Here is a 21,278-nt window from a genome sequence, read left to right as displayed (position 1 = left end):
AACTTCTCCCCGGATTCAACCTCTCGCAAGGCAGTTCAGAGCGGAACCGTTCCAACACGTCGCCGCACCCGGCGGCGCGGCAATCGCAGGACAGTCAAACCGACGGAAGGTTGAGGCCCGCACGGGTCGGATCCAGGTTGAACAACAATACGGATAGGGGGTGCGGCGTGACCACGCTTCTCGATTCGACACTCGAAGTTCGCTGCGTTCAATATCGCCACGAATTTCATCTGCCAGCAACGATAGATCCGGCGTCACGTCACATCCTGCTCGATATCGGCCAGCGCTACGGCGCGATCATTATGCCCGCCGACCTCGGCGAACGCGTCCACCAGCGGCTGCGGCAGGCCGGGCTCGCCGGGCCTGTCGTCCACCATCCCCGCGCGCGGCGATGGACCTTCATCACCGGCCCGGCCCGGCCGGGTTTCCTTAGTACGGCGATCTCGGCGGAGCTGTTCCGGCTGTACGCGACCGTCGCCTGCGCCGGCAGCCAGGTGGTGCTGCCCTCGGCGGACGACGAGCGCACCGGATACCGCACCTGGGTTCAGGCGCCGGAAACCGCCGATGCCGTCCCGCCGCTGGAGGCGGTGATCGAGGCCACCCGCGTCAGCGGGGCACGACAACGGAGCTAGCGCGCTTGCGCAGGATCTCGATCGTCGCGGCCGGGTCCGCGGTCCCGTAGACAGCGGATCCGGCGACGAAGCAGTCCACGCCCGCCTCGGCGGCCTGCTCGATGGTGTCCATGTTGATGCCGCCGTCGATCTCCACGACGAGGTTCAGCTCGCCGGCGTCCACGAGCCGGCGGACCGCGCGCGCCTTCTCCAGCACGTGCGCGATGAACGACTGCCCGCCGAATCCCGGCTCCACGCTCATCACGAGCAGCGTGTCGAAATGGGCCAGCATCTGCAGATACGGCTCGATGGGCGTGTTCGGCTTGATCGCCAGGCCCGCGCGGCCACCCGCAGCGCGGATGTCGCGGGCGACCGCGACCGGATCGTCGGTGGCCTCGGCGTGGAAGGTGACGTTGTAGGCGCCGGCCTCCGCGTAGGGCGGGGCCCAGCGGCCCGGATCGGTGATCATGAGGTGGCAGTCGAGCGGGATGTCCGTCGCCTTCAGCAGGCTCTCGACCACCGGCATGCCGAGGGTGAGATTCGGGACGAAATGGTTGTCCATCACATCGACGTGGACCCAGTCCGCGCCCTCGATCGCCCGCACCTCCGCGGCGAGATTGGCGAAATCGGCGGACAGGATCGACGGCGCGATCATCGGTGCCGGACGGCGGAAGTACGGCTCGGCGCTGGAATCAGAGGACGCGGACACAGCGCGAAGTGTAGCGGCACCGCATCACGGTCCGGGCACGCCGTCCGGGCCCGATGCGGGGCCGGATCGATCCGGCTGAACCGCAACGGATTGCGTCGGGACACCGCGGCCGACGTGCGCGTTCCGCGGGCGGGCCCCCAGACCGCACCGGCAGGTCCGCGCCGCAATTTGGGCACGGATTCGATTGCGGCGCGATTATTTGGGTAGCCTTCACAGCGTGATCAACATTTCGGCGGAACAGGGACTGCGCGGCACCCCGGTGGAGATCGGTGTGGCGGCCACCGTGTCGCAGCTCCCGATCGTGCGCGGGCTCGCCGAAACCCTCGTTCTCCTCAGCGATTTCACCCTCGACGAGGTGGCGGACATCCGGCTTGCGGTCGACGAGGCGTGCTCGACGCTCATCGCTGTGGCGGCCCCCGGCAGCACGCTGCGGTGCCGGTTCACCGTGGGCGACAAGGATCTCCTGGTGCGCGTGAGCGGTGTCGCCGCCGCGCCCGGTCTGCCCGATCAGCGCAGTTTCGGCTGGCATGTGCTGCGCACCCTCACCGATGAGGTCGATGCCACCCAGGAGGACCACGACGAGGCCGCCTCCGGTTACCCGACGATCGTGGAGTTCCGCCGGGCCCGGGGGAAGGCATAAGTGGCCGACGAGGACACCGTGTTCGAATCCGATGACGCTCTCCCCGCAAACGACGCGCAGACCCCGCACCCGGCACCCGGGATAAATCCGGGTGGCGAGGACGGCGCGACGGGTCCCGCCGACCGGAAGGCCGAGGCCGACGGCGAGACCCGCCGCGACGAGGTCGACGAGACCGAGGAGACGCCAGAGGACGAGGTGGCCGCCGACGAGGTCGCGGAGGTGACCGAGTCCGTCTCCGGATACGACGATGTCGCAATCCTTTTCGAGCGGCTGGCCGCGACCGAGGCGGGCAGCGCCCGGCACGGCGAGCTACGCACCCAGCTGATCAGCCGCTGCATTCCCCTGGCCGATCACATCGCCCGCAAATTCAGCGGGCGAGGCGAGCCCTTCGACGATCTCACCCAGGTCGCGCGCGTCGGACTGGTCCACGCGGTCGACCGGTTCGACATCTCCCGCGGCTCGAATTTCCTGTCCTTCGCGGTGCCCACGATCATGGGCGAGGTGCGGCGCTACTTCCGCGACAACACGTGGGCGATGCGAGTTCCCCGGCGCGTCAAGGAAACTCACCTGCGGATCGGCTCCGCGATCGACGCGCTGTCGCAGTCGCTGGGCCGCTCCCCCACCGCCAAGGAGATCGCCGCCGAACTCGAGATCGATCCCGACGAGGTGACCCAGGCGGTCATCGCGGGCAACGCATACCAGCCCAGTTCGATCGATGCGGTCTCCGTGGGCCGCGATACCGAGGCCTCGCTGCTGGACACCCTCGGCGAAGAGGAGTCCCAGTTCGACCGGGTCGAGGAGTACGTGGCGATCCGTCCCCTGCTGGCCGGGCTGCCCGAGCGCGAGCGCCGCATCCTGACCATGCGCTTCTTCGAATCCATGACCCAGACGCAAATCGCCCAGCGCATGGGCATCTCGCAGATGCATGTGTCGCGCATCCTCGCGAAAACCCTTGCCCGCCTGCGTGAGCAGTCCAGCCGCGAGTAACTGTCCCACCTCGCCGGAACTTCAGCGTGCCGTTACTTGCCACTCGACCTGCTCGTCGGGCCGCCGGTTGACAGCTCACTCAGAGTGGGCCCGTTCCCGGCGAGTTACGACCGTGCTGACGAAATCAGCTGTCGCCCGGTGTCGCCGTCGACGTAGCCGCTCAGGGCAGGATATCGGCGAGCTCGCTGAGCAAACGACGCTTGGGCCTTGCACCGACGAGGGTGCGGACCGGTTTACCGTCGCGGAAAAGCACCAGTGTGGGCATGGAGAGCACGCCGTAGGCCGCGCTGGTGGTCGGGTTCTCGTCGACGTCGAGCTGGACTACGGCCAGGTGATCGGCGTGCTCCGCGGCGATCTCGGCGAGCACCGGGGCGATCATGCGGCAGGGCGGGCACCAGTGGGCGGTGAAATCGACCAGCACCGGCAGCGGCGATTCGAGCACCGCGGCGGCGAAGGTCGCGTCGGTGACCGTGGTGACGGTGGTCGGCGAAACAGTGTGTGTCACTGGGGATCTCCCTTGTTCGACGCGGCCGCGGGATTGCGGCCGTGGACCTGGATCCGCGTAGCGGGGGTGGTGAACTCGCACCGCGGCGACCGGTCCGGCGCGGACGGCGCCGCCCGGTCCGCGGCATCCTCGAGCCGGCCGAGAATCCAGTTCCGGACACCCTGCAACTGTCCGATCAGCTCGTCGAGCTCGCCGAGCTTGTGCCGGTAGACCTCCGCCGAGGAGGGGCACGAGTCCCCGCTCGGATGTCCGGCCCGCAGACAGTCCACGAACGGACGGATCTCCTCCAGGTCGAATCCGCAGTCCTGCAGGGTGCGGATCTGACGCAGAATCGCCAGGTCGGCCTCGTCGTAGCTGCGGTACCCGCTACTGTCCCGGCGCGCGGTCAGCAGACCCCGCGACTCGTAGTAGCGCAGGGCGCGCGGGGTCGTCGACGCCAGTTCGGCAAGCTCTCCGATCCGCATTCCGGTCCTCTCCTCGGCCCGCCCGCGGGTGCGCTGCGGATCCGGATTCGACGCTAAAGGTTGACGTTGAGGTCAAGGCAAGAAGAGACGCCCGGCATTCCCGGGATGGCGTACCGGGGTCACCACTGGCCGGGCACGTACTCCCCGCCGATCTGGCCCGAGATGACGTTCAGCCGGTTCCAGGCGTTGATCGTCGCGATCAGCGAGATCAGCGCGCCGATCTGGTCGTCGTCGTAGCTGTCGCGAACCTCGGCCCAGGTGTCCTCGGAGATCGCGCGGCCGTTGTCCGCCAGGCGAGTGCCCTCCTCGGTCAATGCCAGGGCGGCCCGCTCGGCCGGGGTGAACACCTTCGATTCGCGCCAGGCAGCGACCATGGCCAGCCGCACCGCGGTCTCACCGGCGTGCGCGGCGTCCTTGGTGTGCATGTCCAGGCACATCCCGCAGTTGTTGATCTGCGCGGCACGAATCTTCACCAGCTCCTGCGTGGCCTTGGGCAGCGCGGACTCGTCGATAACGCGCGCGGCGGTCACCAGGCGCTTGTTGTACTTGGCCGCAACTTCGTTCTCGTACAGCGCGAAACGGGTCATTGTCTTCTCGATTCTCTCGTGTCGATCGGGCTTCACGAGGTTGACGAGGCGGCCGGCCGCGGTGTGACACCGCACCGAAATCGCCCCAGGCCACCGGCGCGCCATCGGGTACCGCGATCGGTGCTGTCGCGTTCTGTTCCCATCCGGCGCGATTCGCCCTTGGGAAGGTCGCCGGGCGTCCGGGAAGATCACCGAGAGGGTGCCGCGCGGCGTGAAGCACGGCCACCTCGCTCTCGCGAAAGGGTTGTCCCACATGGGAATTCATGCCATCTACACTCCGCTCAGGGTCGACATCGAGGACTTCCCGCAGGTCTTGGCCTACTACGAGGCCGTCTTCGGTGAGCCGTGCGCACTGCATTTCAGGTACGAGGCGGGCGGGCTGGACATCGCGACCGTCGGGCGTTTGGTGCTGATCGGCGGCGCGGCACAGGATCTGGCCACCGCACCACGGCAGGCCCTGATAGTCATGGTCGATTCGCTCGACGACTGGCGGGCCGCGCTCCCGGCCGCGGCGACCGTGATACAGGAACCGGCCGACATCCCGACCGGCCGAAACATCATGGTGCGCAACCCGGATGGCACCGTATTCGAGTACGTCGAGCTCGATCCCGCGAAGGTGGCCGCGGTCAATCTGGTCGCCGCCCCGGCATGAGCGAACGACGGCTCGTCGTCGGGATCAGCGGCGCCACCGGAATCGCCTACGGGATCCGGGCATTGGAGGCCGCCCGCAAGGCGGGCGTCGAAACCCACCTCGTGGTGACGCCCGCGGGCCAGCAGACCCGCGCCTACGAAACGGACCTGTCCGCCCGGGACCTGGCGGAGATGGCCGATGTCGTCCATCGTCCGGCCGATATCGGCGCCGCGATCGCATCGGGCTCGTTCCGCACCATAGGCATGCTGGTGGCGCCGTGCTCGATTCGCACGCTGTCGGCGATCGCGTACGCCAACAACGACAACCTGCTCACCCGCGCCGCGGACGTGACGCTCAAGGAGCGCCGCCGGCTGGTGCTGATGGTGCGCGAGACCCCGCTCACGCTGGCGCATCTGCGCGCCATGACGGCGGTCACCGAGATGGGCGGCATCGTCATGCCGCCGGTGCCCGCGTTCTACCTGCGGCCCGCCACCGTCGACGACGTCGTTGACCACAGTGTGGGCCGTGCCCTGGATCTGCTCGGTATCGAGCAGCCCGACCTGCCCCGCTGGGGCGAATAACCACCGCCGCAGCAATCGGCCTAGAGCTAAGGAAACCCGTTGTCCCACATCACAAGCCTGCGTGACTACCTCGCCGCACTCGACGCGATCGGCGAGCTGCGGACCGTCGAGGCCGAGGTCGATTGGAATCTCGAGGCCGGGGCGATCATCCGGCGCAGCTACGACCTGCGCGCGCCCGCGCCGCTGTTCACCAACCTGACCGGTTACGGCGACAGCGGCTTCCGCCTGTTCGGCGCCCCCGCCGCGCTCAGCGACGCCCGGCACTCGCTGGCCCGGCTGGCACTGTCGATCGGGCTGCCCGCCGAGGCCACCGGCCAGCAGATCGTCGACGCCCTGGCCGACGCGCGCACCAAACCCGGCATCGAACCGGTGGTGGTCGAGCGGGCCGAGGCGCCCTGCAAGCAGAACATCATGCTCGGCGACGACATCGACCTGCTGAAATTTCCCACACCCTGGATTCACGGCAACGACGGCGGGCGCTACATCCAGACCTTCGGCGCCAACATCGTGAAGACGCCGGACGGTTCCTGGACCAACTGGTCGATCAATCGCATGATGATCCACGACAGGTCCAGCCTCGCCTGCCTGCTGCCGCGCACCCAGCAGATCGGCATCATCCGCTCACAGTGGAGCGAGGCCGGTGAGCCCATGCCGATCGCGGTGGCCCTCGGCGTCGAGCCCGGCCTGCCGATCGTCAGCGGCATGCCGCTGCCCCAGGGGGTCGACGAAAGCCATTACCTGGGAGCGGTATTCGGCGAGGGCATCGAGGTGGTGCCCGCGGAAACCGTCGACCTGCTCGTCCCGGCCACGGCGGAGATCGTCATCGAGGGTTACGTTGCCATCGAGGAGACCGTCCCGGAGGGGCCGTTCAACGAGTACCCCGGCTACAACGCGACGGAGGCCTCGCCGAAGGCCGTCCTGCACGTCACCGCGATCACTCACCGCGACAATGCGATTCTGCCCGTCGTGGCCGCCGGGCCACCGGTCGAGGAGGACGACACCGTCACCGGCACCGCCTCGGCCGCCGAAATCCTGCACCTGCTGCGCGAGGCCGGACTGCCCATCTCCTCGGCCTGGTACAACCCCGAGGCCGCGCTGCACTGGCTCACCCTCGCGGTGCGCCGGGACTGGCACGAGACCACCGGACTGGCCTCGCACGAGCTGGTGGCCAAGATCGCCGACGTGGTGCTCGGCGGTCCCGCGGCCGTGCACGCACCCAAGACCCTGGTGGTCGAGGACGACGTCGACATCACCAACCTCGCCGAGGTCGTGTGGGCCTTCGCCACCCGCTCGCACCCCGACATCGACCGCGGTGAATTCCACTACCCCCGCAAGCTCACCGACCCGCTCGCCATCTACCTGTCCGAGGACGAGCAGCACGGATTCAGCGCGGGCAAGGTCATCTACAACTGCCTGCTCGCCGACCTCTACCCGGCCGAGCGCCGCCCCGCCAAGGGCAGCTTCGAGAACGGCTGGCCCGCGGAAATCCAGCAGCGGGTGCTGGAGGGCTGGACCCGGTACGGGTATCGGTAAGCTGCGCGATTCGGGCGGGGTGCCGTAGATTCAGGGCGATCATGATCACCGGGCCTCGAGTAAGGGGATGGTGTGCAGCTGCCCTTCGATTCGCTCTACCGGCACGGGTTCGCCCGGGTCGCGGTGGCAGTGCCGCCGGTGCGAGTCGCCGATCCGGCGTACAACGCCGAGCAGACGCTCGAGCTGGCTCGGCGCGCGGCGGCCGACGGGGTGGTGCTCACCGTCTTTCCCGAGCTCGGGCTGTCGGCCTACACCGCGGACGACCTGTTCCATCAGGACGCGCTGGATCACGCGGTCGATCGGGCGCTGCGGCGGGTGGTCGACGAGAGCATCCGGATCGACACCATGCTGGTGGTGGGCGCGCCGGTGCGTGCGCAGGGGCGGCTGTTCAACTGCGGCATCGTCATCGCGCGCGGCCGGATCCTGGGCGCGGCGCCCAAGAGCTATCTGCCCAACTATCGCGAGTTCTACGAGAAGCGGCAGTTCGCCGCGGCGCGCGAGGCCCTGGACGACCACATCACCATTGCCGGGCAGCGGGTTCCGTTCGGGGCCGATCTGCTGTTCACCGCGACGAATGTCGAGGATTTCGTCTTCCATCTGGAGATCTGCGAGGACGGGTGGGTTCCCCTGCCGCCCAGCGGTTTCGCGGCCCTGGCTGGGGCGACGGTGCTGGTGAATCTGTCGGCGAGCAATATCGTCGTCGGCAAGGCGGATTACCGGCGGCAGCTGTGCGCCTCGCATGCGGCGCGCTACGTCGCGGCGTACCTGTATTCGGCTGCGGGATACGGCGAGTCGACCACCGATATGGCCTGGGACGGGCAGGCGCTGGTCAGCGAGAACGGCGAACTGCTCGCCGAGGGTGAGCGTTTCGCCGATCACCCGCAGCTGGTAACCGCGGACATCGACCTGCGCCGGTTGGCCGCGGATCGGCTGCGGATGACCAGCTTCGGCGACACCGTGCACGATCACCGCGAGCGGCTGGCGGGCATGCGGCGGATCGAGGCCGAGCTGCCGGTGCCCACCCGCCCGGTCGAATTGCGCAGGCACATCCCCCGATTCCCCTACGTGCCCGCGAATCCCGCGGTGCGCAACGAGCGCTGCGCCGAGGTGCACCACATTCAGGTTGCCGGCCTGAGTACCCGGCTGGCGGCGATCGGGTCCGAGCGGGTGGTGATCGGGGTCTCGGGCGGGCTCGACTCGACGCTGGCGCTGATCGTCGCGGTCAAGACGATGGACCGGCTGGGGCTGCCCCGGGCGAATGTGCTCGCCTACACGATGCCCGGATTCGCCACCGGCACACGAACATCGACCGATGCGCATCGGCTGATGCGGGCCCTGGGCGTCTCGGCGCACGAGATCGACATTCGCCCGTCGGCCACCCAGATGCTGCACGACCTCGAACACCCTGCCGCGCAGGGGATTCCGCAGTACGACGTCACCTACGAGAATGTGCAGGCCGGCGAGCGTACCTCGCACCTGTTCCGGCTGGCCAACCGGCACCGGGCGATCGTGCTGGGCACCGGCGATCTGAGCGAGCTCGCGCTGGGCTGGTGCACCTTCGGCGTGGGCGATCACATGTCGCACTACAGCGTCAACGCATCGGTGCCCAAGACGCTCATCAAGTACCTCATCGCCTGGACCGTAGACACGGGCGGTCTCGGCCCCGAGGCGGACGAGGTGCTGCGCTCGATCCTCGAGACCGAGATCTCACCGGAGTTGGTTCCCTCCGATTCCGTTGACGCACAGGACGATTCGACTCAACCAGGGCAGAGCTCGGAGGCGGTCGTGGGTCCGTACGAGCTGCAGGACTTCCACCTGTACTACCTGCTGCGCTTCGGCTATCTCCCCAGCCGCATCGCCTACCTGGCCCGGCACGCCTGGTCCGACCGCACCCGCGGGCCGTGGCCGGATCTGATCCCGGCCGCCGACCGCCACGAATACGACCTGCCCGCGATCAAGCACTGGCTCGCGGAATTCCTGCGCCGGTTCGTCCAGACGAGCCAGTTCAAGCGCTCGACCCTGCCCAACGCGCCGAAGGTCGGTTCGGGCGGTTCGCTCTCGCCGCGCGGCGACTGGCGCGCGCCCAGCGACACCGTCGCCACGGCCTGGCTCGACGAACTCGAACGGAACGTGCCCTGAGCGTGACGAGCTATCCCGCCGCCCCGACGGCGGGCAGCTCGGGCAGCGGGCGCTCGTAGAGCCAGCGGTCCCACAGCGGCCGCAGCGAGACGGCGCTGTAATGTCCTGCCAGGTCGGCGAACTCCTCGGCGGTCACCGTCGAGTGCCGGTACCGCGAGGTCCAATCCCGCAGCAGCGCAAAGAAACCCGTGTCCCCCAGGGTCAGGCGCAGGCTGTGCAGGGTCAGCGCGCCGCGCTTGTAGACCCGGTCGTCGAACATGAGCGCCGGCCCGGGATCGCCCACGACGATGTCCTGGGGCGCCCGCGACAGGTTCTGCCGCGCGGCACGCGCGAGCTGATCCGCGCTGGGCCCGCCACCCGCCTGGGACCAGATCCATTCGGCGTAGCAGGCGAAACCCTCGTGCAGCCAGATGTCGCGCCACTGCTGCACGGTCAGGCTGTTGCCGAACCACTGGTGGGCCAGCTCGTGCGCGACCAGGCGTTCGGCGCCCCGCCGCCCGTCGCAGTGATTCGCGCCGAAGATCGAGATGCCCTGCGCCTCGATCGGTATCTCGAGATCGTCGTCGGTGACAACCACCGTGTACGCCCCGAACGGATAGGGCCCGAAGCGATTCCGGAACTCCGTCATCATCTCCGGCTGGCGGGCGAAATCGTGGTCGAAATTCGCGCGCAGCCGCGACGGCAGGATCGCGTGCATGGGCACGTCCTCGTGCACCGAGCCGACCCGGTACTTGTGGTACGGACCGATCTGGATCGTCGCCAGATAGCTGGACATCGGCTCGGTCTGGTCGTACACCCAGGTCGTCTGACTGGCCTTGGTCTGCCTGCGCACCAGCGTGCCGTTGGCCACGGCATAGTACGGCGAGTCGGTGGTGATCGAAATCCGGTAGCTGGCCTTGGAACTGGGGTGATCGTCGCACGGGAACCAGGAGGCCGCGCCGTTGGGCTGACTGGCCACCAGCGCGCCCTCGGTCAGCTCCTCCCAGCCGACCTCGCCCCACGGGCCGCGCACCGGCAGCGGGGTGCCCGCATACTGCACGACGATCGACAGGACGCCCCCGACCGGAATCTTCTGCGCCGGTGTGACGGTGAGCTTGCCGCCCTGATGGGTGTACTTCGCGGCCTTGGCCCCGTTCACGAATACCTTCGACACGCCCAGGGCCTGGGACAGGTCCAGCGCGTAGCGGGGCTGCACGGCGGTCGTCACCGCGGTGATCGAGGCGCGGCCGCTGAGCCGGTTACTGGCCAGCTTGTAGACCAGTTCCAGCTCGTACCGGGAAATCCGGTACCCACGATTTCCGTTCTGCGGCAGATACTCATCGATGGGTGGAAGGTAGAACTTGTCCGCCATCATCACCGCCCTCGACGATCCTGCCAGGGCGCGCCATCAGCACGGCCCATGCCTGTCCTGCCCTCCCCACTCGGCCACGGCGCTCCATCAGCACTGCCCCTGCCGGTCCTGCGCTCCCGGCTCGGCCACGGCGCTCCATCAGCACTGCCCCTGCCCGTCTTGCGCTCCCGACTCGGCCACGGCGCGATCGGATTGCCCTGCCAGCGTGTCGAATCCGGCACCGTATCGCCGCGCATCACCAGCGAGGCCGGGCCGACCGTCGCGCCCGCACCGATCCGTGCGGCGGGCAGCGCGACGCAATGCGGGCCCAGCGTCGCGCCCGCCTCGAGTGTCACCGTGTCCATGGACATGATCCGATCATGAAACAGATGTGTTTGCACGACGCATCCACGTTCCACGGTCGCACCGTCGCCGAGCGTCACCAGATCGGCCTCGGGCAGCCAATACGATTCGCACCACACCCCGCGCCCGATCGAGGCGCCCAGCCCGCGCAGCCAGATGTTCATCACCGCGGTGCCGGTGGCCGCGCGCGCGAACCACGGCGCCGCAACGGTTTCCACGAAGGCGTCCGAGACCTCGTTGCGCCAGACGAACGAGCTCCACAGCGGGCGTTCGACCGTCTCGATCCGGCCGACGATCACCCACTTCGCCGCCACCGCGAGCGCGCCCGCCAAGGCGCCGGCGGCCAGCAGCACCAGACCCGAAATCAGTGCGGCACACCAGTAGCCGATCCGGGACGCGGTCCAGGCCAGCGCGAACAGCACCCCGAGGCCGATCCCGAAGGTCACCATCACCGGAATCAGCCGGCATGTCTCGACGACGGCGCGGGCCACCTTCAGCCGCAGCGGCGGATCGAAGGTCCGCGTGGTGTCCGAGCCACCGGCCGTGCGCCGCAACCGCACCGGCGGGCTGCCCAGCCACGACGAACCCGCCTTCGCCTTCTCCGGGGCGGCCGACAGCACCGCCACCAGGCCGTTCTTCGGCACGCGGCGGCCAGGCGCGGTCATGCCGGAGTTGCCCAGGAAGGCGCGCTTGCCGACCTTCGCCCCGCCGATGCGCATCCAGCCACCACCGAGCTCGTAACTGGCGATCATGGTGTCGTCGGCCAGGAACGCGCCATCGGCGACGGTGGTGAATTTCGGGATCAGCAGGACCGTCGACGCCTCCACGCCGCGCCCGATATCGGCGCCCAGCAGCCGCAGCCAGACCGGGGTCAGCAGGCTGGCATACAGCGGGAACAGGAAGGTTCGCGCGGAGTCCATCAGCCGTTCGGTGGCCCACACCTGCCAGCCGACCCGGCTGCGGACCGGGTGATACCCCTCGGACAGGCCGATGCTCAGCAGCCGGACGGCCACGACCGTCACCGCCGCGAACACTCCGAGGCTGACCAGCGTGGCGACCGGCAGCAGCGCGAACGCGTGGCCCAGGGCGCCCGCGGTGGTGCGATCATCGCGAATCCACCAGACCAGCAGGGCGCCGCCGGATGCCAGGCCCAGGATCGGCAGGGCGGCCAGCGCCATCGACGTCAGGCCGAACGCCACCACCCAGTGCGCGGCCCGGGCCGGGGTGCGCGGGGGCCACGGGTACTCGGCCTTGCCGACCTTGGCCGCGGGCGAACCGGCCCACTCCTGCCCGGCCTTCACCCTGCCGAACACCGCGGAACCGGCCGCGACGACGGCGTTCTTGCCGACCACCGCGCCGGGCAGCAGCGTCGAGCGCGCGCCGATGACCGCTCCCGCACCCACGCGGATGGCACCGATGTGCACCAGGTCGCCGTCGATCCAGTGCCCGGCCAGATCCACCTCCGGCTCGATGCTGCAGCCGTCGCCCAGCTCCAGCATGCCGGTCACCGGCGGCAGCGTGTGCAGATCCACGCCCCGGCCGACCCGGGCACCCAGGGCGCGCGCGAACGGCACCATCCACGGCGCGCCGGACAGATTCTCCGCGCCGCTGGCCTCGGCCAGGCGCACCGCCGCCCACAGCCGCAGATGCACCGCGCCGCCGCGGGGATAGCTGCCGGGCCGCACACCCCGCAACAGCACCCGCGCACCCGCGACACAGATCGCCATCCGGCCGATCGGCGTGATGAACAGGACGAATCCGGCCAGCAGCCACCACCAGGACAGCTCCGGCAGCCACCGCAGCGCGTGGGATCGGGCCGCGATGTTCGACACGATGCCCAGCCAGGTGAGCCACTGCAGGCCGGTCAGGGTGGTCAGCGGGACCCCGGCCAGTATCTGCGCCCACTGGGCCAGGCGCGGTGTGGGTTTCACGGTGCGGGTCTCCACGACGGCCGCCGGCGCCGCCGCGTCGAGCCACTCGGCCAGCGCGCCCAGACGCGGATGGTCGTAGAGGTCCGCGACCGTCACCTCGGGGAAGCGTTCGCGCAGTGCGGTCACCAGCTGCGCCGCGGACAGTGAGCCGCCGCCCAGATCGAAGAAGTCCGCGTCGAGTCCGGAGACCTCCGCGCCGAGGATCGAATTCCACAGTCCGGCGAGCCAGTACGCGGTGCCGTCGAGATCGGCGGCGGCATCCGTGTCCGGGGAGCTGCCCGGCAGCGGCCAGGGCAGCGCGTTACGGTCCACCTTGCCCGAGGTCCGCGTGGGTAGCTCGTCCAGCACCGCCAGGCGCGGTACCAGCGCGGCGGGAAGCTGATCGGCCAGCAGGGCGCGCGCCTTGACCGGATCGAAGTCGGGGTCCGCGCTGGCGACGTAACCGACCAGAATCTTGTTGCCCGCCTGCGTGGTTCGCACCGCGACCGCGGCCCCGCTGACGCCGGGCAGATTCTGCAGCGCGGTATCGATCTCGCCGAGTTCGATGCGCCGGCCGCCGATCTTGACCTGATCGTCGGCGCGGCCCAGGAAGATCAGCCCGGCGGCCTCGTTGCGGACCAGGTCGCCGCTGCGGTAGGCCCGCGCCCAGCCGAGAGTCGGCATGGGCGCGTACTTTTCGGCATCCTTCGCCGCATCCAGGTAGCGGGCGAGGCCGACGCCGCCGATGACGAGCTCTCCGGATTCGCCCTCCCCCACCGGCTTTCCGGCCGGGTCGACGACGGCCAGATCCCAGCCGTCCAGGGGCAGGCCGATCCGCACCGGCCCCCGGCCGGTCAGCAGCGCGGCACAGGCCACGACGGTGGCCTCGGTGGGCCCGTAGGTGTTCCACACCTCCCTGCCCCCCGCACCCGCGAGCCGCTCGGCCAGGTCCGGCGGGACGGCCTCGCCCCCGAATATCAACAGCCGCACCGCATCCAGCGCCTCGGCGGGCCACATCGCGGCCAGGGTCGGCACGGTCGAGACGATGCTGATCTCGCGGCGCACCAGCCACGGTCCCAGGTCCATGCCGCTGCGCACCAGCGCCCGCGGCGCGGGAACCAGGCAGGCGCCGTGCCGCCACGCCAGCCACATCTCCTCGCACGAAGCATCGAAGGCCACCGACAGCCCGGCCAGCACCCGGTCGCCGGGGCCGATCGGATTGTTCCGCAGGAACATCCGCGCCTCGGCGTCGACGAAGGCGGCCGCGTTGCGATGGGTGACGGCAACCCCCTTCGGCGTGCCGGTCGAGCCGGAGGTGAAGATGATCCACGCATCGTCGGCGGGGGTGGGGGACGTTCCGTCGTCCGGGCGGGCGGCACTCGCGGCCGGTTCCGTGACGGGGTGCGCGGCCACCGGGTCTGCTCCGATACCTGTTCCCGAGGCAGCACCGTCGGGGACGGTTGCCGCGAGCTCGGTTGCCGCAGAGCCACGAGTGGGAGTAGTCGCGGCGAGACCGCGTATTCCGGCAACGGATTCGAGGCTCGCAGCAGCGGACTCAGGTCCCGCAGAGGCAGATTCGGGCCGCGCAACAGGGGACTCCGGCCCCGCAGCGGCGGACTCGAGCCGCGCGGCGGCGGACTCCAGCCGCGCAACAGCGGATTCGAGCCGCGCGACCGCCGAGTCGGAGCCCGTAGTGGCCGACTCGGACTTCCCGGTAATGGACTCCAACCGGGCAACGGCGGACGCGGATGTCACCGTGGCGGCAGTCGAGCCGGATGATCCGGCCGGGTTCGCGGCCTTGGCCGGGCCACGAGTGGTTGCGACGATTCCGGCGGCGGTCGCGATGGCGCTGACGTGTGCCTCGCCGAATACCAGCTGTGCGCGCTCGTCGGGGTCGTCGGCGTCCACCGGGACGTAGGCGCCACCGGCGAACAGCACGGCCAGGATCGTCACGTACAGCTCGGCGGTGCCGGACGGGATTCGCACGCCGACCCGGTCGCCGGGGCGCACGCCGGCCTCGCGCAGGCGGTCCACCGTGTCGTCGATCTCGGCGAGCAGCTCGGCATAGGTCAGGACGTCGGAGCCGTCGTCGAGGGCGGGCGCATCGGGATGAGACCGCGCGGTCTCGGTCAGGATATCGACCAGCGTGCGCGCCGGGGCGGCATCGGCCGATCGCAGCAGCGGGGAGGCCTGCGGGTCACGCGCACGCGAGAACTCCGGCCCCGAGGCCGCCGACTGAAGCGTCACCAACCGTCCACCTTTCCGAATCGTCCCCCGCATGGCGCCATCCGTTGTCTCACGTCGGGGTTACCGGCGGGCAAACGCGACACTGCCGTTTGTCTCGCCCGCCGCCGGATCTCCGCCGCTCCGCGGAGGCGAACCGGGCGATCCGCCGACGCCATTCTCCCAGTTCCCTGCAACGACAGTGGCACAGGGGCGTCGGGGTGAGCGGGACCACTCGCCGCGGGGCGCGCCGCGCACCCCCGGGAACCGGACGTAGCAGTAGCTCCGCGATCACCCGCAAGACAGAGGCACACGGGCCCGCCGGGATGCCACCACGGCTCCACCACAACGGCTTGCGAAGTGCGGCCTGGACGTCACATCGACGCGGTGGTGGTGAGCCCCGCCCAGGCAGCACGCACCGCCACGATCTACCGAGACTCGCGCCGACCCATCACGTCGGTACGAAGATGCGACGCCACTACAGCGGTCTGCGTAGTGCCGCCTGGACGTCGCACCGACGCCGTAGCGGTGGGCCTCGGCCAGCCGGCACGCACCGCCACGATCTACCGAGACTCGCGCCGACCCATCACGTCGGTACGAAGATGCGACGCCGCTACAGCGGTTTGCGTAGTGCGGCCATGAACATGGCGTCCGTACCGTGCCGGTGCGGCCACAGCTGCGCGCCGGGACCCGCGCCGATGTCGGTGACGCCCGGCAGCAGTTCGCGGGTGTCGAGCTGCTCGGCCCCGGTGCGGCGGACCGCATCCGATACCACCGCAACGGTTTCCGGGAGATGCGGCGAACAGGTCGAGTACAGGACGACGCCGCCCGGTCGCAGCAGATCCCATGCGGCGGTGAGCAATTCCCGCTGCAGCGTGGTCAGCTCACGCACATCGGCCGGGGTGCGCCGCCAGCGCGCCTCCGGGCGGCGGCGCAGCGCGCCCAGGCCGGTGCAGGGCGCGTCCACCAGGATGCGGTCGTAGCCGGGCGCGAGACCACTGTCGCGGCCGTCGGCGACATGCACGGTCACCGGCAGGTCGCGGGTCGCGGTACGAACCAGCTCCGCCCGGTGCTCGGCGGGTTCGACCGCGTCCACCCGGTATCCGTCGATGTCGGCCAGCGCGCCGAGCAGCGCGGCCTTACCGCCGGGGCCCGCGCACAGATCGAGCCAGCGACCGGCATCGGGACCGAGCAACTCCGCGCGGGTCAGCGCCAGCGCGACGAGCTGACTGCCCTCGTCCTGCACCCCCGCCAGCCCCTCGCGCACCGGTTCCAGGGCGCCCGGATCGCCGCCGTCCAGGTACACCGCGTAGGGCGACCAGCGGCCCTCCTCGCCGCCGGTGACCAGCGCCAGTTCCTCGGCGGTGATCGCGCCCGGCCGGGCCACCAGGTGCACCGCGGGCCGCTCGTCGTCGGCTGCCAGCAGCTCACGCAGCTCCCCGGCCTCGGCGCCCAGCGCATCGGCGAAGGCCTGCGCGATCCAGACCGGGTGCGCGAATTCGAAGGCCATGTGCCCCAAGGGATCCCGCGGCGCCAGCTGCCGCACCCACTCGTCCGGTTCGCGCTCGGCCGCCCGGCGCAGCACCGCATTCACGAAACCGGCCCTGCCGGAACCGATTTCCGAGCGCGCCAGATCCACCGAGGTGTTCACCGCGGCGTGCGCCCCGACCCGGGTGCGCAGCAACTGGTACACCCCGAGCCGCAGCACATCGAGCAGCGGCCCGTCGATCTCGTCGATCGAGCGCCCCGCGCACGCCGCGATCACCGCGTCCAGCAGCCCCAGCGACCGGCACGCCCCATAGGCCAGTTCGGTCGCGAACGCCGCATCCCGCCCCGACACCTTCCGCTCCCGAAGCAGTGCGGGCAGAACCAGATTCGCATACGCGTCGCGCTCCCGCACCGCCCGCAACACATCCCGCGCCACCTCCCGCGGCGCATCCACACTCGCGTTCCGCCCACCCCGCGCCCGGCCGCCCCGGCCAGTCTGCGACCGACCCGAATCGCCCTCGCGCACACCGCTTCGGGCGTCCCGCTGCCGTCCGGCGCCGCCGCGGTCACCCGAGGGCCGGTTTCCGCTCGGCGTCCGGTCCGAATCGGCACGACGACCGGCGGCTCGGGCCCCACCACGCCCGGCGGACGAAGTCCGATCGCGATCCCCGCCGGCCGCATCACTCTTCCCGGACCCAGGCCTGCCGCCACGTCCGCGCGATCCGGGAGATCGCGCCGAATCATCCTGGCGCGCACCGCTATTACCTCGGCTCACGCGCGAGCCGCGACCGGTGCCACGGTCATCCGAACGGTCGTTGCCGGAGCCCGCCGGTCGTTCGCGACGCTGCCTGCGGTCCTCGCTGCTGGCTTGTTCCCGTGCCCAACCGCCGTCGACGTCCTTATCACGACGCCCACCGCCCGACGGACGGTCCGGGGCGCGATGCGCGCCCGCGGACGCGCCGGATCCGCCCTTGTGTGTCCGGCCCCGGTCGTCCGGGGCGTCGTCCGAATCCCGCCGCGAGCGGGTCATCCGAGCACCATGCCCGGTTCCAGGCGGGCGCCGCGGGCCCAGTCCAGGGCCGGCATCATGCGCTTACCCGGGGGCTGCACCTGGTCCAAGCGGACCGCGGTGGTGGTGGTGCCGACGTAGACGCCGGACTTGCGGACCTCGACGACGCGCGGGGGCAGCGCTTCCTCGACCAGCTCCACCGGGCCGAGCTTGAGGCGTTTGCCGTCGAGCTCGGTCCAGGCACCGGGGGCGGGGGTGACCGCGCGAATGCGGCGGCTCACCGCCAGCGCCGGCTGATCCCAGCGCACGTGACCGGCCTCCACGTCCACCTTCGGCGCGTACGAGGCACCCTCGGCCGACTGTGGCACGGCCTCCAGCACGCCGTCCTCGATGCCGTCCATGGTCGATTCCAGCAGGCGCGCACCGGATTCCGCGAGTCGCCCGAGCAGCTCGCCGGCGGTGTCGGTGACGGCGATCCGCTCGGTCACCACGCCGAACACCGGCCCGGTGTCCAAGCCCTTCTCGATCCGGAAGGTGGCCGCCCCGGTGATCTCGTCCCCGGACAGCACCGCGGCCTGCACGGGTGCGGCCCCGCGCCAGGCCGGGAGCAGCGAGAAGTGCAGGTTCACCCAGCCGTGCCGGGGAATGTCGAGCACCGCCTGCGGCAGCAGCGCACCGTAGGCGACCACCGGGCAGCAGTCCGGCGCCAGCTCGGTAAGAGCGGCAATGAATTCGGGCTCCGACGGCTTGCGCGGCGTGAGCACCGGGATGCCGTGCTCGTCGGCCAGCAGGCCGATCGGCGACCTGGTCACCTTGCGGCCGCGCCCGGCGACGGCGTCCGGACGGGTCACCACCGCGACCACCTCGTGGCGGGACGATTCGAGCAGCCGCCGCAGCGACGGCACGGCGGGCTCGGGGGTCCCGGCGAAGACGAGGCGCATCAGTCCTCCCATCCCACCGCTGCGCCCTCGCGGACCGGCGCCGCGCCGCGCGCGTTCACCACGTCCGCGGCGGACATGACGGTCCGGCCGGAGCGGAACCAATCCGATTCCCGCACCTCGCGCATGGCCTGCTTGCGGGTGGCGGAATCCAGCCGCTGCAGGTAGAGCACGCCGTCGAGATGGTCGGTCTCGTGCTGCACGCACCGCGCCAGCAGCCCCTCGGCCTCGAATTCCACCGGCTTGCCGTCCAGGTCGACGCCCCGCGCCACCACGCGCTGCGCCCGCGTGACGTCGTAGCGCAGGCCGGGAATGGACAGGCAGCCCTCGACCCCCGTCTGCTCCTCCTCGCCGACTACCTCGTAGGACGGGTTGATCAGATGTCCGGCCCGCGCCGTGCCCGCGCGCGACGCCTCCACCGTGTCGTAAACGAAAACCCGCAGGCCGACCCCGATCTGCGGGCCCGCCATGCCCACGCCCCCGCTGGCCTTCATCGTGTCGGTCAGATCGGTCACCAGCTGACGTAGCTCACGGTCGAAGCTTCTGGCCTCATCCGCGCGCGCACGGAGTACGGGGTCGCCGAACAGGCGAACGGGCTGGACGGTCACGGCAAACTCCCCGGGGATTTCGGATACGGTCGCCCTATTTTACGGATCCCTCCGAATCGGACCGCGCGCAATCCCCGAGGCCCCTACCGGCGGGTGTCGTTCAGGAGTGCGCCCCCAGCACGACGTCGGGGATCCCCTCGCCCAGCGGCACCTCTCGGCACTCGGCCGGGCGCGCGCCCCGGGGGTCGAGCACATTGCGCAGCAACTGCTGCACATACGGGTCGTAGACCATGTGGAAATGCCCCGTCAGGTCGGCCGGGCACAAGTCCTGCAGGACCAGATTGCGCGCCCCGGGACCGCGCAGGGCGATATTGGAAAAAGGCTGGATCACCTCGTCGACGCGGCTGCCGATGGTGGTGTAGTGCACCCCGGGCACGGTGTCGCCGCCGGCGTTGAGTTCGCGCATGAACGGCGCGCCCTGCGCCTGCTCGACCGCGGCCAGCGAGGTGAAGTCCCGGTAGAACGGCCACAGCCCTGGCAGTGTGTCGGCCAGCGGCACCAGCCCGAACATCACCCCGCCGTAGGTCGGTGAGGCCAGGCCCACCCAGTTGCGCACCTTCCGCGCACCGCCGAGCTTGTTGATGTAGTACCTGGTCACGTTGGCTCCCTGGGAGAATCCGACGAGATCCACCCGGCGGGCCCCGGTGGCGGCCAGCACCCGGTGGACGAAGTCGCCGATCTGCCGCGAGGAGGTCCGCAGCTCCTCGGTGCCGAACGAGGTCGCACCCGGCTTTCCGCCGTAATTCAGCGCGAAGACGCAAAATCCGGCCCGCGCCAGCTGGGGGCCGATGGCCGACCAGTCCGAATAGGCCGTGGCGTCGGTTCCGTGCGCCAGAATCACCGGACGCGGATGCTCGGCGCGCGGGCGGCACCCGAAGTCGTTGGCGCCGGCGGGGGCCGCGTTGGGATGAAGCTTCTGATATCGACTCGCCCCGAGATGTTCGGGCTGCGGCGGACCCGGTTGCGTGGGGATGACCGCGCTGGGATACCCGGACGGCTGGGCGGAGGCCGGGGCGCCGACGCCCAGCGTCAGCGTCCCGGCCAGCACCGCGGCCGCGACCCACGGCCGCGCGAACCGCTGCCACCCCGCGCGAGGGTCGACCGATCCCCGCGGACCGGGCCGGGCCGGGCCCCGCGCTCGGCTTCCCTGCTGTGAACGACCCCGAACCGCACGGGCCCCGCGTTGTCCCATTTCATGATCATTACGTACCCGCTCGGGAAAACCGCGCCACGGCACCGCATTTCATGATGAGGAATCCGTTGTTCACTTCTCGCCGGACTCGTCATCGGCCAGGATGCGGTACAGCGACCGGCGTGCCTCGGTGAGCACCTCGGCAGCCTTCGCGGCCTGCTCGGCGGTGCCCGCACGGGCCACCTGTGCGACCGCACCCATCAGCTGACCGACCAGTTCACGCAGGTCCAGGGCCTGATCCCCGACGCCGTCACGAACCTCCTGCCAGGGATCGCCGAGCTCCTCGCGGTGCGCCTGCACGTATTCGACGCCCGCCTCGGTGAGCTTGGCGGTCTTGCGCCCGGACACCTTCTCGATGAGCACCAGCTCCTCGTCCTCGAGCTGCGACAGGGCCGGATAGATCGAGCCCGGGCTGGGCCGCCAGACGTCGCCGCTGCGCTCGCGGATCTGCTGAATCAGCTCGTAGCCGTGCATCGGCCGCTCCTGCAGCAGCAGCAGGATCGCCGCGCGCACATCGCCGCGGCGACCGCGACCGCCCCGGCCGCGACCGCGGGCGAAACCGCGACCGAAGCCGGGACCGAATTCCCCGCCGAACGGCCCGAATTCGGGACCGAATCCGTGCCCGTGCGGGTGACGACGGAGCTGTTCGCGACCACCCGGGCCGAACGCCCGCCACTGATCGCCGTGTCGCGGGCCGCGCCGGCGGCCCCGCATATCCATATTGTCCATGCTTTCCATGGTCGGCCTCCTCAGGCTTGTCTTACGATTACGCTATCGACGATATATCGCCAATCCATCGCAGACAAGTATGAGGCGGGCCACAAACCGAC

General features: G+C 70.3%; 17 protein-coding genes and 1 pseudogene. 7 read left to right on the top strand and 11 right to left on the bottom strand.

Features of this window, described 5'->3' with window-relative positions:
• The first annotated feature begins 167 nt into the window (after positions 1-167).
• On the top strand, positions 168-632 hold the full coding sequence (locus tag KO481_RS27105) for a hypothetical protein (RefSeq protein ID WP_215921034.1): 465 nt from the start codon (positions 168-170) through the stop codon (positions 630-632).
• Here KO481_RS27105 and rpe read toward each other — a convergent pair.
• Positions 607-1,266, bottom strand: coding sequence for a ribulose-phosphate 3-epimerase (rpe, locus tag KO481_RS27100; RefSeq protein ID WP_215921119.1), 660 nt, complete (start codon positions 1,264-1,266; stop codon positions 607-609). The genes KO481_RS27105 and rpe overlap by 26 nt on opposite strands.
• A 271-nt stretch (positions 1,267-1,537) precedes the next feature.
• Between rpe and KO481_RS27095 the strand changes: the two genes are divergently transcribed.
• Together KO481_RS27095 and KO481_RS27090 are read left to right on the top strand one after the other, a co-directional pair.
• Positions 1,538-1,960: an ATP-binding protein gene (locus tag KO481_RS27095; protein ID WP_215921032.1), complete on the top strand. Its 423-nt coding sequence runs from the start codon at positions 1,538-1,540 to the stop codon at positions 1,958-1,960.
• Positions 1,961-2,947: an RNA polymerase sigma factor SigF gene (locus KO481_RS27090; RefSeq protein ID WP_372452142.1), complete on the top strand. Its 987-nt coding sequence runs from the start codon at positions 1,961-1,963 to the stop codon at positions 2,945-2,947.
• A 160-nt stretch (positions 2,948-3,107) separates the two neighbouring features.
• On the opposite strand, the gene trxA is transcribed toward KO481_RS27090, so the two are convergent.
• The 3 genes from trxA to KO481_RS27075 all read right to left on the bottom strand — a co-directional run bounded on the left by trxA (position 3,108) and on the right by KO481_RS27075 (position 4,503).
• Positions 3,108-3,452 carry a thioredoxin gene (trxA, locus tag KO481_RS27085; RefSeq protein WP_215921031.1) on the bottom strand — a complete coding sequence of 115 codons (345 nt, stop codon included), beginning with the start codon at positions 3,450-3,452 and terminating at the stop codon, positions 3,108-3,110.
• A complete protein-coding gene (locus KO481_RS27080) occupies positions 3,449-3,916 on the bottom strand; it encodes a MerR family transcriptional regulator (protein WP_215921030.1) in 468 nt (155 codons plus the stop codon). Before KO481_RS27080 ends, trxA begins: the two co-directional genes overlap by 4 nt.
• 119 nt (positions 3,917-4,035) lie before the next feature.
• Positions 4,036-4,503, bottom strand: a complete 468-nt coding sequence (locus KO481_RS27075; protein WP_215921029.1) for a carboxymuconolactone decarboxylase family protein — start codon at positions 4,501-4,503, stop codon at positions 4,036-4,038.
• A 253-nt stretch (positions 4,504-4,756) separates the two neighbouring features.
• Between KO481_RS27075 and KO481_RS27070 the strand changes: the two genes are divergently transcribed.
• The 4 genes from KO481_RS27070 (at position 4,757) to KO481_RS27055 (ending at position 9,387) form a co-directional block, all read left to right on the top strand.
• Positions 4,757-5,155 (top strand): VOC family protein, encoded by a 399-nt coding sequence (locus KO481_RS27070; protein ID WP_215921028.1) that lies wholly within the window; start codon positions 4,757-4,759, stop codon positions 5,153-5,155.
• Positions 5,152-5,715: a UbiX family flavin prenyltransferase gene (locus KO481_RS27065; RefSeq protein WP_215921027.1), complete on the top strand. Its 564-nt coding sequence runs from the start codon at positions 5,152-5,154 to the stop codon at positions 5,713-5,715. The genes KO481_RS27070 and KO481_RS27065 overlap by 4 nt, the downstream gene beginning before the upstream one ends.
• A gap of 39 nt (positions 5,716-5,754) precedes the next feature.
• Positions 5,755-7,248 (top strand): UbiD family decarboxylase, encoded by a 1,494-nt coding sequence (locus tag KO481_RS27060; RefSeq protein WP_215921025.1) that lies wholly within the window; start codon positions 5,755-5,757, stop codon positions 7,246-7,248.
• Between the two features lie 72 nt (positions 7,249-7,320).
• The gene (locus KO481_RS27055; RefSeq protein ID WP_215921023.1) at positions 7,321-9,387 is read left to right on the top strand and encodes an NAD(+) synthase; all 2,067 of its coding nucleotides are present in this window, start codon (positions 7,321-7,323) and stop codon (positions 9,385-9,387) included.
• Positions 9,388-9,397: 10 nt separating this feature from the next.
• Here the strand turns inward: KO481_RS27055 and KO481_RS27050 are convergent, their stop codons facing one another.
• From KO481_RS27050 to KO481_RS27020, 7 genes and pseudogenes are all read right to left on the bottom strand, one after another.
• The gene (locus KO481_RS27050; protein ID WP_372452144.1) at positions 9,398-10,741 is read right to left on the bottom strand and encodes a M1 family metallopeptidase; all 1,344 of its coding nucleotides are present in this window, start codon (positions 10,739-10,741) and stop codon (positions 9,398-9,400) included.
• A pseudogene (locus KO481_RS27045) lies at positions 10,741-15,168 on the bottom strand (Pls/PosA family non-ribosomal peptide synthetase); the annotation flags it as partial. The pseudogene KO481_RS27045 and the gene KO481_RS27050, both read right to left, overlap by 1 nt.
• A 658-nt stretch (positions 15,169-15,826) precedes the next feature.
• Positions 15,827-17,227, bottom strand: coding sequence for an RsmB/NOP family class I SAM-dependent RNA methyltransferase (locus KO481_RS27040; RefSeq protein WP_215921020.1), 1,401 nt, complete (start codon positions 17,225-17,227; stop codon positions 15,827-15,829).
• Between the two features lie 500 nt (positions 17,228-17,727).
• Positions 17,728-18,651, bottom strand: coding sequence for a methionyl-tRNA formyltransferase (gene fmt / locus KO481_RS27035; protein WP_215921019.1), 924 nt, complete (start codon positions 18,649-18,651; stop codon positions 17,728-17,730).
• Positions 18,651-19,256 carry a peptide deformylase gene (gene def, locus KO481_RS27030; RefSeq protein ID WP_215921018.1) on the bottom strand — a complete coding sequence of 202 codons (606 nt, stop codon included), beginning with the start codon at positions 19,254-19,256 and terminating at the stop codon, positions 18,651-18,653. The genes fmt and def overlap by 1 nt, the downstream gene beginning before the upstream one ends.
• A 100-nt stretch (positions 19,257-19,356) precedes the next feature.
• Entirely contained in the window at positions 19,357-20,448 is a 1,092-nt protein-coding gene (locus KO481_RS27025; protein WP_215921017.1) for an esterase/lipase family protein, read from the bottom strand.
• A gap of 72 nt (positions 20,449-20,520) precedes the next feature.
• The gene (locus KO481_RS27020) at positions 20,521-21,177 is read right to left on the bottom strand and encodes a PadR family transcriptional regulator (RefSeq protein WP_215921106.1); all 657 of its coding nucleotides are present in this window, start codon (positions 21,175-21,177) and stop codon (positions 20,521-20,523) included.
• Between the last annotated feature and the right edge of the window lie 101 nt (positions 21,178-21,278).

It is taken from the genome of Nocardia albiluteola (genome assembly GCF_018860155.1).
GTDB classification, from domain to species: Bacteria; Actinomycetota; Actinomycetes; order Mycobacteriales; family Mycobacteriaceae; genus Nocardia; species Nocardia albiluteola.
Note: the sequence above shows the minus strand (reverse complement) of the source record. Positions and strands in the feature narration are given on the sequence as shown.

Excerpts from the sequence above, each read along its gene's own strand:
- KO481_RS27075 (WP_215921029.1), bottom strand. The coding sequence starts at position 4,503 with ATGACCCGTTTCGCGCTGTACGAGAACGAAGTTGCGGCCAAGTACAAC.
- KO481_RS27020 (WP_215921106.1), bottom strand. The coding sequence starts at position 21,177 with ATGGACAATATGGATATGCGGGGCCGCCGGCGCGGCCCGCGACACGGC.
- KO481_RS27080 (WP_215921030.1), bottom strand. The coding sequence starts at position 3,916 with ATGCGGATCGGAGAGCTTGCCGAACTGGCGTCGACGACCCCGCGCGCC.
- KO481_RS27070 (WP_215921028.1), top strand. The coding sequence starts at position 4,757 with ATGGGAATTCATGCCATCTACACTCCGCTCAGGGTCGACATCGAGGAC.
- KO481_RS27025 (WP_215921017.1), bottom strand. The coding sequence starts at position 20,448 with ATGGGACAACGCGGGGCCCGTGCGGTTCGGGGTCGTTCACAGCAGGGA.
- KO481_RS27065 (WP_215921027.1), top strand. The coding sequence starts at position 5,152 with ATGAGCGAACGACGGCTCGTCGTCGGGATCAGCGGCGCCACCGGAATC.
- KO481_RS27050 (WP_372452144.1), bottom strand. The coding sequence starts at position 10,741 with ATGATGGCGGACAAGTTCTACCTTCCACCCATCGATGAGTATCTGCCG.
- rpe (WP_215921119.1), bottom strand. The coding sequence starts at position 1,266 with ATGATCGCGCCGTCGATCCTGTCCGCCGATTTCGCCAATCTCGCCGCG.
- fmt (WP_215921019.1), bottom strand. The coding sequence starts at position 18,651 with ATGCGCCTCGTCTTCGCCGGGACCCCCGAGCCCGCCGTGCCGTCGCTG.